Origin of the sequence: Parapedobacter pyrenivorans (assembly GCF_014636865.1) — a bacterium.
Classification (GTDB): Bacteria; Bacteroidota; Bacteroidia; order Sphingobacteriales; family Sphingobacteriaceae; genus Parapedobacter; species Parapedobacter pyrenivorans.
This window is the reverse complement of record NZ_BMER01000001.1, coordinates 1,935,537-1,952,969: the sequence shown is the minus strand read 5'-3', so window position 1 is coordinate 1,952,969 and position 17,433 is coordinate 1,935,537. Positions and strand designations below refer to the sequence as shown.

General features: G+C 44.6%; 16 protein-coding genes. All 16 read left to right on the top strand.

The genetic code is table 11. From position 1 onward, the window contains the following. Window positions 1–30: 30 nt before the first annotated feature. The 16 genes from fcl (at window position 31) to IEV98_RS07635 (ending at window position 17,344) form a co-directional block, all read left to right on the top strand. Window positions 31–969 carry a GDP-L-fucose synthase gene (fcl, locus tag IEV98_RS07710; RefSeq protein WP_188505290.1) on the top strand — a complete coding sequence of 313 codons (939 nt, stop codon included), beginning with the start codon at window positions 31–33 and terminating at the stop codon, window positions 967–969. A 36-nt stretch (window positions 970–1,005) separates the two neighbouring features. After that, window positions 1,006–2,103, top strand: a complete 1,098-nt coding sequence (gene gmd, locus IEV98_RS07705; protein ID WP_188505289.1) for a GDP-mannose 4,6-dehydratase — start codon at window positions 1,006–1,008, stop codon at window positions 2,101–2,103. Between the two features lie 14 nt (window positions 2,104–2,117). Next, window positions 2,118–3,662 (top strand): lipopolysaccharide biosynthesis protein, encoded by a 1,545-nt coding sequence (locus IEV98_RS07700; RefSeq protein ID WP_188505288.1) that lies wholly within the window; start codon window positions 2,118–2,120, stop codon window positions 3,660–3,662. An 11-nt stretch (window positions 3,663–3,673) separates the two neighbouring features. Next, the gene (locus IEV98_RS07695) at window positions 3,674–4,816 is read left to right on the top strand and encodes a polysaccharide pyruvyl transferase family protein (RefSeq protein ID WP_188505287.1); all 1,143 of its coding nucleotides are present in this window, start codon (window positions 3,674–3,676) and stop codon (window positions 4,814–4,816) included. 15 nt (window positions 4,817–4,831) lie between these two features. Beyond that, window positions 4,832–6,001: a glycosyltransferase family protein gene (locus IEV98_RS07690; protein WP_188505286.1), complete on the top strand. Its 1,170-nt coding sequence runs from the start codon at window positions 4,832–4,834 to the stop codon at window positions 5,999–6,001. Between the two features lie 78 nt (window positions 6,002–6,079). Continuing rightward, window positions 6,080–6,676, top strand: coding sequence for a CatB-related O-acetyltransferase (locus IEV98_RS07685; RefSeq protein WP_188505285.1), 597 nt, complete (start codon window positions 6,080–6,082; stop codon window positions 6,674–6,676). A gap of 28 nt (window positions 6,677–6,704) precedes the next feature. Then, window positions 6,705–7,904: a glycosyltransferase gene (locus tag IEV98_RS07680; protein ID WP_188505284.1), complete on the top strand. Its 1,200-nt coding sequence runs from the start codon at window positions 6,705–6,707 to the stop codon at window positions 7,902–7,904. A 3-nt stretch (window positions 7,905–7,907) separates the two neighbouring features. Continuing rightward, complete coding sequence (locus tag IEV98_RS07675; RefSeq protein WP_188505283.1) at window positions 7,908–9,098, top strand: O-antigen ligase family protein; 1,191 nt, start codon at window positions 7,908–7,910, stop codon at window positions 9,096–9,098. Window positions 9,099–9,104: 6 nt separating this feature from the next. Beyond that, window positions 9,105–10,217: a glycosyltransferase family 4 protein gene (locus IEV98_RS07670; RefSeq protein ID WP_188505282.1), complete on the top strand. Its 1,113-nt coding sequence runs from the start codon at window positions 9,105–9,107 to the stop codon at window positions 10,215–10,217. A 25-nt stretch (window positions 10,218–10,242) separates the two neighbouring features. Further along, window positions 10,243–11,103 carry a polysaccharide pyruvyl transferase family protein gene (locus IEV98_RS07665; protein ID WP_188505281.1) on the top strand — a complete coding sequence of 287 codons (861 nt, stop codon included), beginning with the start codon at window positions 10,243–10,245 and terminating at the stop codon, window positions 11,101–11,103. Between the two features lie 14 nt (window positions 11,104–11,117). Further along, window positions 11,118–12,077, top strand: a complete 960-nt coding sequence (locus IEV98_RS07660) for a beta-1,6-N-acetylglucosaminyltransferase (protein ID WP_188505280.1) — start codon at window positions 11,118–11,120, stop codon at window positions 12,075–12,077. Window positions 12,078–12,101: 24 nt separating this feature from the next. Beyond that, entirely contained in the window at window positions 12,102–13,274 is a 1,173-nt protein-coding gene (locus IEV98_RS07655) for a glycosyltransferase (protein ID WP_229738617.1), read from the top strand. Then, on the top strand, window positions 13,264–13,815 hold the full coding sequence (locus tag IEV98_RS07650; protein ID WP_188505279.1) for a WcaF family extracellular polysaccharide biosynthesis acetyltransferase: 552 nt from the start codon (window positions 13,264–13,266) through the stop codon (window positions 13,813–13,815). Before IEV98_RS07655 ends, IEV98_RS07650 begins: the two co-directional genes overlap by 11 nt. 34 nt (window positions 13,816–13,849) lie before the next feature. After that, window positions 13,850–14,680 (top strand): glycosyltransferase family 2 protein, encoded by an 831-nt coding sequence (locus IEV98_RS07645; RefSeq protein ID WP_188505278.1) that lies wholly within the window; start codon window positions 13,850–13,852, stop codon window positions 14,678–14,680. A 5-nt stretch (window positions 14,681–14,685) separates the two neighbouring features. Beyond that, the gene (locus IEV98_RS07640; RefSeq protein WP_188505277.1) at window positions 14,686–15,930 is read left to right on the top strand and encodes a WcaI family glycosyltransferase; all 1,245 of its coding nucleotides are present in this window, start codon (window positions 14,686–14,688) and stop codon (window positions 15,928–15,930) included. After that, entirely contained in the window at window positions 15,914–17,344 is a 1,431-nt protein-coding gene (locus IEV98_RS07635; RefSeq protein ID WP_188505276.1) for a capsule assembly Wzi family protein, read from the top strand. The genes IEV98_RS07640 and IEV98_RS07635 overlap by 17 nt, the downstream gene beginning before the upstream one ends. The last annotated feature ends 89 nt before the right edge of the window (window positions 17,345–17,433 follow it).

Here is a 17,433-nt window from a genome sequence, read left to right as displayed (position 1 = left end):
CAAAAAGCAAACTACTACACGAGACACAGTATGAATACAACAAGCAAATTGTACGTCGCAGGTCACCGAGGAATGGTTGGCGGTGCCATCAAACGTTATTTGGAAAATACGGGCCACACCAACCTCCTCCTACGGACTTCTGAAGAACTTGATTTGCGTAATCAAGATGCTGTAAATAATTTCTTCGCGGCAGAACGTCCTGAATACGTCTTTCTTGCGGCCGCCAAAGTAGGTGGGATCGTGGCAAACAATACCTACCGGGCAGATTTCATCTATGACAACCTGATCATGGCGACGAATGTCATCCATGCCGCTTACCAACATGGAGTAAAAAAATTACTTTTCTTAGGAAGCAGTTGTATTTACCCGAAAATGGCACCACAGCCATTAAAAGAGGAATACCTCTTGACAGGCCCCTTAGAGTCTACCAATGAGCCTTATGCTATCGCCAAAATTGCAGGAGTTAAGTTGTGTGAGGCTTACCGTGACCAATACCAATGCGATTTTATCAGCGTGATGCCAACCAATCTCTACGGCATAGGTGACAACTACCACCCAGAAAATTCACATGTATTACCAGCGCTCATCCGCCGCATCCATGAGGCCAAAGAAGCAAACCTGCCTAACGTCACCATATGGGGGAGCGGTACGCCAAAACGCGAATTCCTGTATGCTGATGACCTTGCCGAAGCCTGCGTATTTCTGATGAATAACTATAGTGAACGCCAGCTGATCAATGTCGGTACCGGCCAAGATTTAACTATCAAGGAATTAGCCGAATTGATCAAAAGGATAGTTGGGTATGATGGCGACCTGTTGTTCGATACCAGCAGACCAGATGGCACGCCCCGCAAGCTCATGGACGTTAGTATGCTTCATAGTCTAGGGTGGCAACACCGTACGGCGCTGGAAAATGGAATCGCTAGCGCGTATCACGATTATCTTCAAAACACCTATGCAGAACGATAGACAATAAGTCCACAATAAAAAAGCTAAAAAAGAAATATGAAAACAGCACTCATTACCGGAATAAATGGACAGGACGGCGCTTATCTAGCAGAATTGCTCCTCGAAAAGGACTATATGGTACATGGCGTCAAACGCCGCTCTTCCCTCATCAATACGGACCGTATTGACCACCTCTATCAAGATCCGCACGACGAAAATGTTCGGTTCAAGTTGCATTACGGTGACATGACGGACAGCACGAATCTCATCCGCATTATCCAGGAAACGCAGCCGGACGAGATATACAATCTTGCGGCTATGAGCCATGTCAAAGTTAGCTTTGACACCCCGGAGTACACTGCCAATGCAGATGGTATCGGTACGCTCCGCATACTCGAAGCCATTCGGATACTGGGGTTGGAGAAAAAGACACGCATCTACCAGGCTTCAACGTCCGAATTATACGGCTTGGTGCAAGCCGTCCCTCAAAGTGAGACCACCCCCTTCTATCCGCGTAGCCCCTATGCCGTGGCCAAGCTATATGGATACTGGATTACGGTGAATTACCGGGAAGCATACGGTATGTTTGCCTGTAACGGCATCTTGTTCAATCACGAAAGCCCTTTGCGTGGCGAGACATTCGTCACCCGAAAAATCACACGGGCGGTCGCCGCAATCGCACTGGGTCTACAGAAAAAAATGTTTCTCGGCAATCTGGACGCCCGTCGGGACTGGGGCCATGCCAAGGACTATGTAAGGGCTATGTGGCTGATTTTGCAACAAGAAAACCCCGAAGACTACGTGATTGCCACAGGAATAACCACACCCGTGCGCGATTTCGTGAAAATGGCCTTTGCAGAGGTAGGCGCGGAAGTCGAGTTCAGCGGTAGTGGCGTAGACGAAAAGGGAGTGATAAAATCTATATCCAATTCCGAATTTTCCCTAGCGGTAGGCCAGGAGGTAGTGCGCGTAGACCCCGCTTACTTCCGCCCAACCGAAGTAGAACTGCTCATCGGCGACCCAACCAAATCGAAAACCAAACTGGGTTGGGAACCAGAATATGATCTTCCCGCGCTTTGTAAGGAGATGGTTGCCTCTGACTTGGAAACCTTCCGTAAAGACCATAAAACGCAATGGGAGCATTTGGCGGGATAATGTAAGCGTAAGAGATGAAGCCGGGGAACAAGATTGTTTTTAATACAGCCATTCTTTATGGAAGAATGCTGATCACTATTGGCATCAGCCTATATACTACGCGGTTGATTCTAGGCAACCTGGGTGCCAGTGATTATGGGCTATACAATCTTGTAGGCGGCGTTGTTGCGATGCTGTCGTTTCTCAATGCTGCTATGACCACCTCCACGCAACGTTATCTTTCGTTCAATATGGGTTCTGGCGATATGGATATGATCAAACGCATTTTGGGCAATAGCATGCTTGTGCATACATTGCTCGGCTTTCTATTGGTCATTATTTTTGAACTAGTTGGAATATTTCTCCTGGAAACAAAATTGAACATTGCTCCCGATAGGTTATCCGCCGCCAGGTTAATTTTTCATTTTACGGTGATTGCAAGTTTTATTTCAATCATTTCAGTTCCATATGATGCAGTGATTAACGCCCACGAAAACATGGCGTTCGTGGCATTAGTCAATATCCTGGAAAGCGTTTTGAAACTTGCGATTGCCGTGCTCCTCGCTTTTGTACTCCAAGATAAATTGGTGGTCTACGGCTTTCTCACCATGGTTAGCACGATTCTCCTCCGGGCGATCAAACAAGTCTATTGTCGTAAGAAGTACAAAGAATGCTCGGTACGCGCGTTACAGGTATATGATCGGAGATTAATCAAGGAAATGGGAGCGTTTGCAGGCTGGAATCTGTTCGGCATTATCTGCGGCTTATCCAGAAGTCAGGGCGTGGGAGTGGTCCTAAACCTTTTTTATTCGACCGTTATGAATGCTGCGTACTCCATTGCTAATCAGGTAAACAATCAAATGTCATTTCTTTCCATGACGATGATGAAAACTGTGCGTCCTCAAATGATGAAAAGTGAAGGAGCCGGCAATCGGCAGCGGATGCTTCGGCTATCTGTATTTGCCGGCAAATTTTCGTTTTACCTCAATGCGATCGTCTCAATCCCCATGTTTATCGCTATGCCACAAGTACTGGAATTTTGGCTGGGCGATGTGCCTGCCCATACGACAGCGTTTTGCAGGTACATGCTGGTGCTTAACCTGACACAGCAATTCAGTATGGGAATCATGGCTGCCACACAAGCCATCGGAAATATCAAGCGATACCAGTTTGTCGTAGGCACCATCCAAATATTGACCGTCCCGATAAGTTATTTCGCATTGAAGGCTGGCTATCCGCCTGAATCCGTTATGATAAGTACGGTTGCACTAGAATTTGTTGCCAGTTTCTTCAGGGTCTATTTTTTCCATTCTTTGACGGCCTTTTCAATAGCTACTTTCCTGAAAGACATTGTGTTAACCCCATTAATACCATCGGTTGTCCTTTTTCTGGCTGCACGTTTGATCTATGAGCAGCTTACATTAAACAGCAGCATATGGCACCTAGCTCCTTTTTTTACCATTACCATTCTCTTCTACTTGGGATTGATTTACCTGGCTGGGATTGCACCGCAGGAACGAACAATGATCCATAACTTGATAAGAACGGTATTCGGAAAAATGGTTAAAGCGAAAAGTTAAAGAAACAAGAGATGAACTATTTTTTATATAATCCGGTAACTCAATATGACAATACTGGCGATTTGTTGATTAATCAATCCCTAGTTGGTTTGCTGCGAAAGCATGGACAAGTCATTATTGATGACAGCAACAAACCGGAAAAGTTCGTTACAGCAATTTCGGCTGAAGGGGATCAACGGCTTTCAGCGATTTCCAGCCAACGCCTCTTTGACTTTCTTGAACATATGCTTCAACGACCACGGATAGCGTCGAAAGACACTTACTACCTGGTTTTGGTTCCGGGCGACCTATCGGTCGTCGGTTTTAACAAAGCAATATCTCGGGTTCGTTTTTTCTACCGGAGACTGCGTAAATTAAAGCGCTTGGGGTGCCGGATACTACGGTTGGGCATTTCTTTAAATACCTTTGACTTACCTAACATCATTGCAGAATCCCTATACTCACGTGCTTTCTACGTCTACGGCGTCCGAGATAAACAGTCTATGGCTAAGGCCACTCGCTTCCGCTTTTCCCATGTCCATTATTTCCCCGACTTAGCATGGGCTTACCGGCCAAACTTCGTTGAGATAAAGGCAGCCGAAAGGAAAAAAAGTGTCTTGATAAGCTTTAGAGCCAACCAATCTGGAACGGTTCACAATGTCGATTATTTCGCCGGCATAAAAAATCACCTACTGGAGCTGCTCAGGTATCCCGCCTTTGAAAATTATAAAATAATCGTTTCCTATCAGGTTAAATATGACCGAGAGGCAGCCCAAGAGCTTGCCGATTTATTCTATGAAACGTTTGACGTAGAATTTATAGACACCTTATTATCATTGGAAGAAGCGATACAACTATATGCAGGAGCCGACTTAATAATCAGTAACCGCCTCCACGTTTTGTTGCTCGGGAGTATCTGCAAGACCTTGTCCGTTCCTTTTATTAACCCGTTAGAAAACAAAAAAATTGCCGGCATATATGAAGATAACGGGCTATATGACATGGTGCTTGACTATAGAGATGACATCGGGAAACTTAACAATAAATTGGCTGATTTGATGGGTAGAAGTACCGATATCCTCAACCTGTTGGAGGAACAGCGCAAATACAATGTCCATGTTATTGAAAATGTCATGGAAGATATTGTCGATACCACTGGTATAGTTAACCACTAATTCACATAACTGGTGATGAAACCCGCAATAGTTATCGTTGCTTTTAATCGACCCCAATCTCTTAAAAGGTTGTTGTCAAACATCAAAAATGGTGTATATCATCGGAACGACATTGATTTAATCATTAGTGTTGACTACCAAGAATCTGATGCGAGAAACCAGGTAGTGAACATCGCAACTAGTTTCTCATGGAACCATGGCCAAAAGACAGTGATCACTCACCGCACAAATCTAGGACTTAGAAAACACATCTTACATTGCGGTGATCTGACAGCTGAATACGGCAGTATCATCCTTCTAGAAGACGATTTGGTCGTGAGCAGCCAATTTTACTCATATGCTCAGGACGCGTTGCAGTTTTACAATGAGGATGAAAGAATAGCAGGTATTTCGTTATACAACCACCGAAGGCACCCGCTAAACAGATTCGATTTCGATACCATTCCTGATGATAGTGATGTTTATTTCTTACAATTTGCTTCTTCATGGGGCCAGGCGTGGACTTCCGGTCAATGGAAAGGATTTAAAGATTGGTATAAAAATGCTACCATCCTACAGAACGATTCCATCCCGGAAAAAGTAAAAAGCTGGCCAGAATCATCATGGCTTAAATTTTTCATTAAATACCTGGTTGTCCATGATAAATATTTTGTGTATCCAAACAAGTCTTTTACCACCAATTTCTCGGACAGCGGTACACACAATAAATCAAAAAACACGGATTTTCAGGTCCCGCTTTTTTCTGGTGAAATGAATTCTTTGAGATTCAAAGAAATTGATCACGCTATAAATATCTACGATGCCTTTTTTGAATTGATACCCGATGTGATTAAAACGCTGAATAAGGATTTGGAAGGCATCGACTTCACGGTGGATTTGTGGGGAATGAAACCTTTACGTGTAGTCAAAACAAATTATTTACTATCAACCAAACCACTGAAAAATACCGCCAGCGGACACCGAAAAGGGTACGCATTGGAAATGAAGCCTCCGGTTTTGAATGTTATTTCCGATCTACCCGGCAACGATATCAAGTTAAGTGAAGCCAACCTATTCGAGAACGATTTCAAGGGACTTGATATCTCCAAGAACCTGGTTTGGGATTATTTTGTGTTCAAATTAATACCTAGCGTGTATGTAAAAATATTCATAAAAAAAGTGCTTTTAAAACTAAGAAAAAAATAGATGCTAAGGTTCATTAAAGTCTGTCTATTACCGTTTTACAATTTTTTCGTGTCGTATCGTACGACCATTAGGGTACAAATGAGTAATAAAACCCTTAAAGTACGGGGACTGATACATGCCAATAATTCAACATTTGGCAGGCATAATTCATTGGGCCCAGGTGTTTCGTTCAATAACTCAAGTTTAGGTGACTACTCATACATATCTGCCAATTCCTATATAAATTCTACTGCAATCGGAAAGTTTACCTGCATCGGTCCTGAAGTGAAAATTGGATTGGGAACCCACCCTACCAGCGTCTTTGTTTCGGTTCACCCTGCTTTCTATTCCGGTAAGGGACGGATGGGAAAAACATTTGCCGACGGAGAATACTTCAAAGAATTTCGACACACCGATATAGGTAATGATGTATGGATTGGAGCCAATGCCATCATCAAGGGTGGAATAACGATCGGAGATGGAGCTATAGTAGCCGCTGGTGCGATAGTAACGCGAGATGTAGCGGCATATTCGATTGTCGGCGGTACGCCTGCACGACTTATTAAAATGAGATTTGATGCGGAGCAAATAACGTCTCTGCTGGAAACCAAATGGTGGGATAAAGACGACCTATGGTTATCAGCGAATTTTAAAAACATGCATGATATTACTAAATTCAATGATGAGCGTGAATAACGGCTCTCTTTTAATTAACTGATAGGCAGTGAGCTATTTATTCTTCGACATACAGATTACGGGACATCACACCGAGTACATCGGCCATCTGATCAATTACTTCAAGGATAGTCCGACAGAACGTGCTATCGTATTCATTGTGCATCCTCATTTTAAAGAAAGCGTGCCACACCTGGCGAACGAAGCCTGTAAAATCAGCCCTTTAAAACTAATCGAGGTGTCAGACGAGGAATATCGAAAAGCCACTTCAGGCAATCTTTTTAAACAATCCTTTACGATGCTGAAGCTCGTAATACGATATGCCAAGCGTTATCAATCAACCCATGTTTTTCTTTTATCATTCAATGTTTTTCAGCTGTGCTTAATTTTCATTAGGCCAGCCTTTAAAATTAGGGGCATCCTCTTCCTTCAATTCTATCGGATGAGTAAAGGTAATTTGAAAGAACGCCTTAAATACCTCCGAAAATATTTAATCACCAAACTTTATTCAAATAACAGGCAAATCGACCGAGTTTTCATCCTGAATGACCCGAAAACAGCAGATTATTTAAATAATCGATTCCGAACGGGCTTATTCCACGTTTTAAATGACCCTGTCCCTCTTTTAACACCACTTAGCGGCTTCAATAGCTATACGCACTATGATATAGCGCCTGAGCGGAAAATTCTGTTGCACTTAGGTGCGTTGGATGACCGCAAAGGCACCTTGGAATTTATCCAGTCGGCGCTACACATCGATGTGAAGCGGCAGGGCGAACTCGCGTTTTTGGTAGCGGGATCGGCCAGTAGCCCTAAAATGTCAGAAGAAATTAATAATCAGATCCGGCGGGTCAACGAAGCTACGCAGATTAAAGCAATCTATGATCCAGGGTTTTTGCCCGACGCAAAAATGAAGAGCATACTCGACCAATGTTATGGGATTGTCATCCCTTACAAAAATCCCGAGGCATCCAGTGGAATCTTGGGACATGCCGCCGCATCGAACAAGCCCGTGATCGCGACAGGGAAAGGGCTGCTGAAGGAACTGATTGAACAATATAACTTAGGCTTGTTAATTGATGAGGTTAGACCCGAACTGATCGCCGATAAAATCGAATCGCTCCTTAGCGCTGGCATTTGGGTGAGCGAATCCGCAAAATTTTTAGTTGAGCGGACACCGGTAACTTTCGCATCGACCATCGTTAAAAACGAAACCTGTCCCCCATTCAATAACCATTTACAGCGATGAAACGTGAGAGATATTGAATTTAAATACCAGGATACGGCGTCATCGCCCAAAACAATAGTAGACAGCAAAGTCATCGTTATCTATTGTTTGACTGCTATTATGGTGTTCTTTGCTTCGTTTAGGGCGCCAAATGCGGAAGACATGGCAGTCAGCTACTCGGTACCTACCGCCATCCGCATTTTACAGAATTTTTCATTGCCAATTGTAGCGTTCTGCGCATTTGCCGCGCTGTACATTAATTTCGTACATAGAAAACCCCAAAATGTACTCCGGTCTAAGTTTTTAGTTTTTTACTACATCTTCCATCTTATTGTTCTTGGATCGGACTTTGCCCATTCAGGAACCTTTGACGAATTTGTTACCAGGGTGACTTTTACCACGGTAATCTTTCTCTTCTTTTACCACGTGGTTTCCTCTTTGCCTTTTTACAACTCAACCAGGTATCATGTTTTGAATACCTTTTTCTTGGGAAGCTTTTTGTTCCTGTGCCTAAATATTCTTTTGCATCAAACGGGGTTAGGGGCTGTTTCATGGAAGGGTCGCTTACTGGGGCTAACGACCCACCCCAATTTTATAGGCATGTGCGGCTCGATCGCCACGGCACTGTCCTTTGGGCTGCTTTATCGAGAAAAGGACCGACTAGCAAAAATGATATATTTCAGCGGAGTCTTGTTAGGCGTCTGGGTATGTATCTTATCCATGTCGCGGACGTCCATGCTTGGTGCAGCGACTGCGATCGTGATTATCTTGCTTTTTTCATTGAAAAACAATTACCTAAAACCATTGATTGTTTTATTGATCGTCTTAGGTGCAGTTTTAGTGATTTCATACATCGATCTACAGTCGCTTGACTATGCTAATCGTGGAAATACACGTGAAGAGACATGGGCTTCGATGTATGAAGAGGCATCGAAACTGCCATTTTTCGGCAAAGGTCGATCAGGCGCTACCACCAATGCGTATCTATTTGCCATCGTCGCCGGAGGCTTGTTGGGCGCTTTTTTCTTTTTCCGTACAGTCCTCGCCTCGATCGCTGTCTTTTTCACGAGGAACATAGCAAGATACCACCAGACAATCATCCTTTGTGCGCTCATCGGCTTGATTTTGATCACGTCGATGCTAGAGGGGTATTTATTGGACGCTGCAGGCATTCCTGTATTCACGTATTGGATGATATTGTGCTACATTAAATAAGAGCGAATGAAGCATATTGCATTAGTGAACCCTTTCGTTCCCCACTACAGGGAAGAATTTTACCGCAAACTGAGCCAACGGTATCGCTTAGACGTCTTTGTCTACGATGGAATCCAAAGCGGCAAAAACGGTTTCAACATAAGCCCGTTTCCCACTACCGGCTTGAAAGTCGCTTCCTTTCTAAAAAAGCGTTTTATCGCGTACGATATCCGCCCTTTCCTATCGCCAAAATATGATGTGATTGTCCTGATGCTTCATTTTGGGCATCTGTCTACGTGGCTATTGCTGTTCTTGAACTTGTTCTCCAGAAAGCGTGTCATCCTATGGGGACAAGGGATCTCTGTTAAAAGGTATCTTAATGAAATAGATGAGCCGAGCTTGTTGCTCCGTTGGATGATAAAAATGAGCGATGGTATATGGATATATACTGAACCTGAGGCTAAGCTGTGGCGAAAATTATTCCCCAGCAAGCCGATCCTGGCGATAAACAATACCGTTTCGGGCCTTACAGGTATACTCAACGATAATCGTGTTGTGCCTAAGTCTGTATTAAAAGAACAGTTCGGCATTAAAGAGCAGGTTTGTTTAATCTTCTGTGCTAGGTTCAACAACTCATTTCGGCGGATCGACCTCCTTATTGAAACCATCGCGAGATTGGACAATAAAAGATATGGCTTTATCATTATCGGCGACGGAGCGTTGAAGCCGGATTTTTCAACGTATACCAATGTACATGATTTTGGTGCCGTATACGATGAAAAAATAAAGTCACAGCTTTTTGGCATCGCCGACATCTATTTTCAACCCGGGTGGATTGGATTATCCGTGGTGGAGGCGATGGCATATGGAAAACCAATCCTCACCTTCAGAAGATCAGCAGATACTCACCAATGCGTAGAGTATCATTACATCGAAGATGGAATCAATGGCTACATCGAAGATGACATCGAACACTTACTGGATCGCGTAAATCATACATCGTTGACGGTGTGGTCGGAAATGGGGAATGCCGCTAGGCAAATTGTTGCAGCGCAGCTGTCGATGGAACAGATGGTAGATCGTGCAGCAAAGGTCGTTGAAGCCGTCACCAGTAATCAAGTTGCCAGCATTCAACAATAAGTAGCGATATACAAAATTAGAAATTATGCTAACGGAAATACGTGCGAATAAGTGGACTAAAAAAATGGCGGGAAAGGTCATGATATTCGGCCAATATCACCGATTGATCAAACCTTACCATGTAAACCTAATGTACTTTAACGAAAAAATAGGTCCGGAAAAGAAACCAAATGTTGGTGACCTGCTTTCTAAAGTCATCTTCGATTACCTACTGACATATAAAGGTGTAAAATCGCTGCGATCAAAACGGACCTTACGAATAACCTTCATCGGATCGGTCATTCAATTTTTGACAGCAGATGCGATCGTTTATGGAAGCGGTTTTTTATTTGAATACGTGGCCCAGCAATTTGCGAAAAAGAATCTAAAGCTTGATATCAGGGCCGTTCGGGGGCCGTTGACGAAAGCTAAACTGGAAGAAATAGGATATGAGGTACCCACTGTTTTTGGCGATCCTGCCATCTTATTACCTATGTTTTATACGCCTCCAACCGTTGGTGACAAAAAGGATTTCTTGGTCATTCCCCATTGGAAAACAGTTGATAAGTATATCGAAAAAGGGTATCCGGTGCTTTCCCCTTTAACAGCTGATTGGGAAAATTTTATCAATGAGATTGCATCGGCCAAATTGATTATTAGTTCGTCATTGCATGGAATCATACTAGCGGAAGCATACGGTATCCCGGCTATTTTGCTGGATGAAGTTGAAAAGGGAAACCTATTCAAATACGAGGATTATTACCAGAGCACAGGGAGGAAAGAATTCACGAAGGTAAAAACGGTTGAAGAAGGGCTTCGTGTTCCTCCTCCTTCAATACCGGACCTGGAGTCGATGAAACAGGGGTTACTCCATGCATTCCCTGCGGAGATATTTATGAAACGGTGACATTTTTTCATCATATGGAAGACAGAAAGAAAATCGCATACTTGATTGCCGCACACAATGATCCCGCACACCTCGAACGCTTAATCCGTGTGTTGGATGACCGTGCGGATTTTTTTATACATATCGATAAGAAGCAATCCATTGCGCCATTTACAAAACGGATTAACGGTCCCAATGTCTTCTTCTTAGCCAATCAAGATCGCATAAAGGTGTATTGGGGAGGGTTTTCACAAGTACAGGCTACGTTGAATTTACTGGAACGTTGCTTGGACACAAACGACCGCAACCCTTCGCCATACAAAAAGGTGGTATTTATGTCTGGCGCTGACTATCCGATTAAGAACAATGATTATATCCACCGCTTTTTTGATGAAAACAAGGCCACCAACTTTATACGGGGCATGAATGTTACGAAGGCAGACACGAAAAAATACAATTATTGCATCCGTAATTACCTGTTTTTCAATTTTGCCCTTTATACACCCAGCCTGACGAGGTTGGTACGCAAGGTATTGAATGTGACGGTAAATTGGGTGAAAAAGAAACCAAACTATATCAGCATGCATCGGGGCAAACACCTTGACGTATTTCATGGTTCTTCATGGTGGGCACTGAATATTGATGTTATCAAGTACATCCGGCAGTATATTTCCGATTACCCCGAAATCGGCAACTATTTCAGGTATTCCCTAGCTTCAGACGAAAAATTTTTCCATACCCTATTTTTCAATTCGGTTTTTGCCAATACCAATTTATATCGTGGTGAAGAACCGTATACCCCGTTTACGTCTGCATTTGCTAATCTCCATATCATCGACCAGTCGTTACAAAAATGGTTCGATCTGGTTGATTTTGATCAACTAAAAAATGCCGACCAGCTATTTGTAAGAAAAGTATCTTCTACCCGCTCCAAAACACTGCTGGATAGAATTGACCGTGATCTCTTGGGAAGACAGCATAGATACGAAACCTAGGAGATCTTTAACGATTAGTGTTGAATGATGACGATACTACATATAATATCAGATATGGACCCCAAGGCAGGCGGCGTCAGTCAAGCCGTCAGAACCATGATTAAAGGTTTGACCGAATTGGCTACCTCAAATGCGGTGGTCTGCCTGAACGAGCCGACAAGCGACTTTTTAGCCAAAAGCGAATTCCCCGTGTTCGCGTTGGGCCGAGGGTCGACAGCCTGGAATATAAACAGCCAATTGAGCCGTTGGTTAAAGGTAAATATCCATCAATACGATGCGGTCATTCTGCATGGCTTATGGCAATATCAAAGTTATGCGCTGCTCAAAAAAACACGACTTGTTGTCAATACACGTGTCTTTGTGATGCCCCATGGCATGCTCGATCCGTATTTTCAACGGGCACCTGACCGGAAGTTAAAAGCTTTACGAAACTTGTTTTTCTGGCATTTTGTCGAGCGTAAAATGCTCAAAGAGGCCGATGGGGTTTTGTTTACCTGCGAAACCGAAAAGCTGCTGGCGCAAGAAACATTCCAGGGCTACAAGCCACAGCAAGAAATCGTCGTTGGGCTGGGAGTCGAACCGCCGCCTCCTTATACCGAATCACTGGTGGCAGGCTTTCTTTCGACTTTTCCTAAGCTAGCAGATACCGGAGGCTATCTACTTTACATCAGCAGAGTCCATCCCAAAAAAGGTCTAGACATCTTAATTAATGCTTACCTCAAGTTGAAACGCTCGGAATTTGCACTTCCCAAATTGGTCATCGCCGGGCCCGGCCTTGAAACCGACTATGGCAGGCAGATGAAGCAACTGGCCGCCGATGAGCCGACCATTTGCTTTACGGGGATGTTGACGGGCGATTTAAAATGGGGCGCCTTCTATGGTTGCAGTGCATTTATACTTCCCAGCCACCAAGAGAATTTCGGGATTGCCGTAGTAGAGGCATTGGCCTGTGCTAAGCCGGTCTTGATCAGTAACCAAGTCAATATTTGGAGAGAAATCGCACAAGAACGCGCAGGACTGGTGGCTGATGACACATTAGCGGGCGTTGCCACATTGTTGAACCGCTGGGTGCAATTAAATCCGGACCAGCAAATCGAAATGAGTAAAATGGCCTTGGAGGCCTACCGCAAGCATTTTACCATCGATGTAGCAGCGGACCGGCTAAAGAACACGGTATACGAAGCCTATGCAAACTAGTAACGATTCATATAAGGAAGCATCGTTTCCGTTGAGTAACCGGATACTTCGAGTACTCTGGGGAATAGTTTACCAAATTTTCTTCCGGTACTCGCCCCGTCCGTTTCACGGTTATCGTGCATTCATACTGCGCTGTTTCGGTGCAACCGTCGGAAAAGGCACGCATGTTTACCCAGGTGTAAAAATCTGGGCACCCTGGATGCTCGAACTGGGCGACGAATGTGGCATAGCCAGTGGTGCTGAACTGTATTCGCAGGGTAAAATCACCATAGGATATCGGGCCATCATTTCACAGGGAACCTATGTATGCACCGGAACGCACGACTACACGAAAAGAGGGCATCCCCTGTATACTAAACCCATCGTAATCGGAGACAAGGTGTGGCTAGCCGCCTATTGTTTTATCCATCCCGGTGTAACTATTGGGCAAGGCGCTGTGATTGGCGCACGCTCGGTGGTTACCAAAGACATGCCAGCATGGATGGTCTGTGCCGGCCATCCGTGCAAACCGTTAAAAGAGCGGGTTATGGAAAACGAGTGAAATACCGACATGAACTGATATAGATAAAGTGAACATGATTTCCCTACTGATACTTACTAAAAACGAAGAACAGGACTTACCAGGATGCCTCGATTCCGTGTCCTGGTGTGATGACATTCACGTTTATGATTCCTATAGCGACGATAGCACCGTAGAAATTGCAGCGCGTTACCACGCAACCGTAACGCAACGGAAATTCGACAATTGGTCAGCCCATCAAAATTGGGGCTTGGGTAATATTCCCTTTAAATATCCTTGGGTACTCTATATCGACGCGGACGAGCGGGTATCTGACAGCCTGCGAGAACAGTTGCTGGGTTTTGACAGCGCCAAAACCAACCATGTAGCGTACGAAATCCAACGCCGCGATTTTGCATGGAACGGCAGGTGGCTAAAACACGCCCAAATATCCCCTTATTACCTCCGTTTGTTCCGTCCGGAAAAAATGCGTTATGAGCGCCTGGTGAATCCGGTTTCGATACCCGACGGCACAGCAGGCAGGTTACCTGGATACTTGGATCATTACCCATTCAGCAAAGGAATCCGCTATTGGCTACAACGGCATTTGGGCTATGCCGATATGGAAGCAGCCATGCGATTGGAAGATATGAATAAAGGTGTCGATTTTTCCTGGAAAAAAGCACTGTTCAGTAAAGATTTCACAGAAAAACGCTATCATCAAAAGGGCATTTTTTACAAGATGCCAGGAAGGCCGTTGATCAAGTGGTTATACATGGTGATTGGCCGTAGGGCATTCCTGGACGGCAAAGCGGGAACGACTTATGCAACCCTTCAATCCATATATGAATATTTCATCGTACTAAGAACACAGGAACTCCTGCATCGAGGGACCAAAGAAAAATAAGGCTCATGCGCATCCTCATTTTCGGCATCAATTACACACCAGAACTCACGGGCATCGGTAAGTACACCGGTGAAATGGCCAATTGGTTGGCTTCCAGGGGACATGAGGTGGCGGCAGTTACGGCCAAACCCTATTACCCGGAGTGGGAAGTACACTCTGCATATCAAAAGACGGGATGGCTGACTGAACACATTAATGGTGTAACCGTATACCGAGTACCCCTGTATGTGCCCAAAGATGTCACTTCTAAAAAACGTATCCTTCATGAATTTTCGTTTCTAGGCGGCGTTCTTCCAAAATGGTTCGGCCTATTACTTAAAAAGCGATTCGATGTGGTAATTCATGTATCGCCGCCGTTCCACCTAGGCCTTTTTGCCTTACTTTACGCGAAGTTGAAAGGAGCTAAACTGATTACCCATATTCAGGATCTGCAGGTTGATGCTGCGAAGGAATTGCAGATGATTAACAACAAACGTTTGCTTGATGGTTTATTCAAGGCAGAGAAATACCTGCTCAACCGGAGCGCGGCCGTTTCATCCATCAGTTTGGGCATGAAAAAAAAGATTATGGATAAGGGTGTGCCTGAAGCAAAGTATATCATGTTTCCAAACTGGGTCGACGAGGATATCATTAAACCGTTGACGAAGGAACAGTCATTGCGACGGGAATGGGGCATTCCAATCCTAGACAAGGTTGTCCTATATTCAGGAAACCTTGGCGAAAAGCAGGGATTGGAGATTATCATAGATGCTGCCAAGCAATTTCATGATCGTCCAGACGTCCATTTCATTATTTGCGGTTCGGGTGGCTCACGCGACCGCCTTAAGGCCATGGCCCAACAGACAGGCTTAAGCAGATTGTCTTTTCACCCGCTACAGCCTTACGAAAAGATGTCAGCGCTGTTGGCCACGGCCGATATCCATTTGGTATTGCAAAAAAAATCAGCCTCAGACTTGGTCATGCCAAGCAAACTCACTGGAATATTTGCGTCAGGCGGATTTTCGCTTGTTTCGGCCTTACCAGGCACTTCGCTTTATGAAATCGTAGACAACTATCGTCTAGGTGTCCTCATCGAACCGGAGTCTTCCGAAGCACTGATATCGGGACTGCAACAAGCGCTTACCACCGACCTAACTTCCTACCGCAAACGGGCACGGCAATATGCGGAGCAATTTTTGAGCAAAGAACAGGTACTGCATGATTTTGAACGAAATTTGACAAAGATAACTGGACATGAAAAGCAAACTTAGTATCTGCTATCTCCTTTTCCTACCAACTTTCTTATCCGCGCAACAGTGGGCAGATTCACTAAATGTGGAAGTAGGTACCACCCTATCGATAGCGTCCAAGGGCTTCCAGCCACTTTGGATTGAATCTAACCGATTTGGGTTAATCAGCGAAAAAAAGTCAGACATGGCCACGCATATTGGGGCGTGGAATTCCCACACCTTTCCCGCCGGGAAACACAGTTTTCGCTTGGAATATGGGGTGAATCTGATAAATAACCGCCATTTCGATCAGTTTATCGTTCAACAGGGCTATCTAAAAGCCCGATATGGCGCACTGGAGTTTCGTGCAGGACGGTTCAAGGAAATATTAGGAGAAGTAGACCGGCTATTATCTACCGGCTCGCTGGGCGTTAGCGGCAACGCAATCCCAATACCGAAGATTGGTTTTGCTTTCCCTGATTGGGTAAATGTACCCTTTACAAACGGCTGGCTACAGATAAAGGGACTTATCAGCCATGGCTGGATGGGCAATGAGCAATCCATGAAACGGGCGTGGTTACATGAAAAGACTTTCTATGTCAAATTAGGCAACGGACCATTCAAGATATATGGCGGCATGCAACATTTTGGTATCTGGGGCGGTCAGCGAGCACACATCAGCTTAGATCGATCGCTTCGGGGCTTTTTTGATGTACTTTTTGTCAAGGAAGCAAATGACGGGTATGATCCCGATGGGGTACACCCCAATCGAGCTGGCGATCAGCGGGGGGTACTGGAATTCGGGGGTGATCTAGAGACCAATAGTGCACTATGGCATATGTATTTCCAGGTACCATTTGAAAGCGGCATGGGTATTGATTTTCGCAATATCGATCGGGTCGGCGGACTAAATGTTACGCTGAGACAACATCGTTGGCTGGATCGCTTGATGTTTGAATTTATCTACACCAAGCAGATGGAAAGTTTTCAGCACGCGGAACTCCAGAGCTATTACAACAATGGTCTATATGCAAGCGGCTGGGAATACCTCTATCGAAGTATCGGTACACCATTATTCCTGAATCGCTTCCGAGGCTCCAATTTCCTTCCCTACGACGCTGTGGATTGGTCGACTAATAACGACCGGGCAATGGGCAATATGAATTTTATCAATAACCGCATAGTAGGCGGGCATATTGGTATGCTACATCGGTATGCACCCAACATCACGGCAAGGACGATGCTAACATACACGCGCAACTTTGGCACACATCAGTCCAGCAATCCAATAACGGCTTCTCCAAGAAACCAGTTTTATAGTTTGCACGAAATATCGGTTGATTTACAACGTGTACCCGGCTTGCAGTTGTCCGGTGGAATAGCATTTGATGCAGGTGGATTATATGATAATGTAGGCGGATTACTGGGGTTAAAATATAATATCCTGAACAAGTGATCCCAATGTGACCGTGGTACGGTAATCCTGAAAATTGCATTTAACTGATACAATGTGTAAGTTTGAACCGAGCCTCACAGCACGAAATT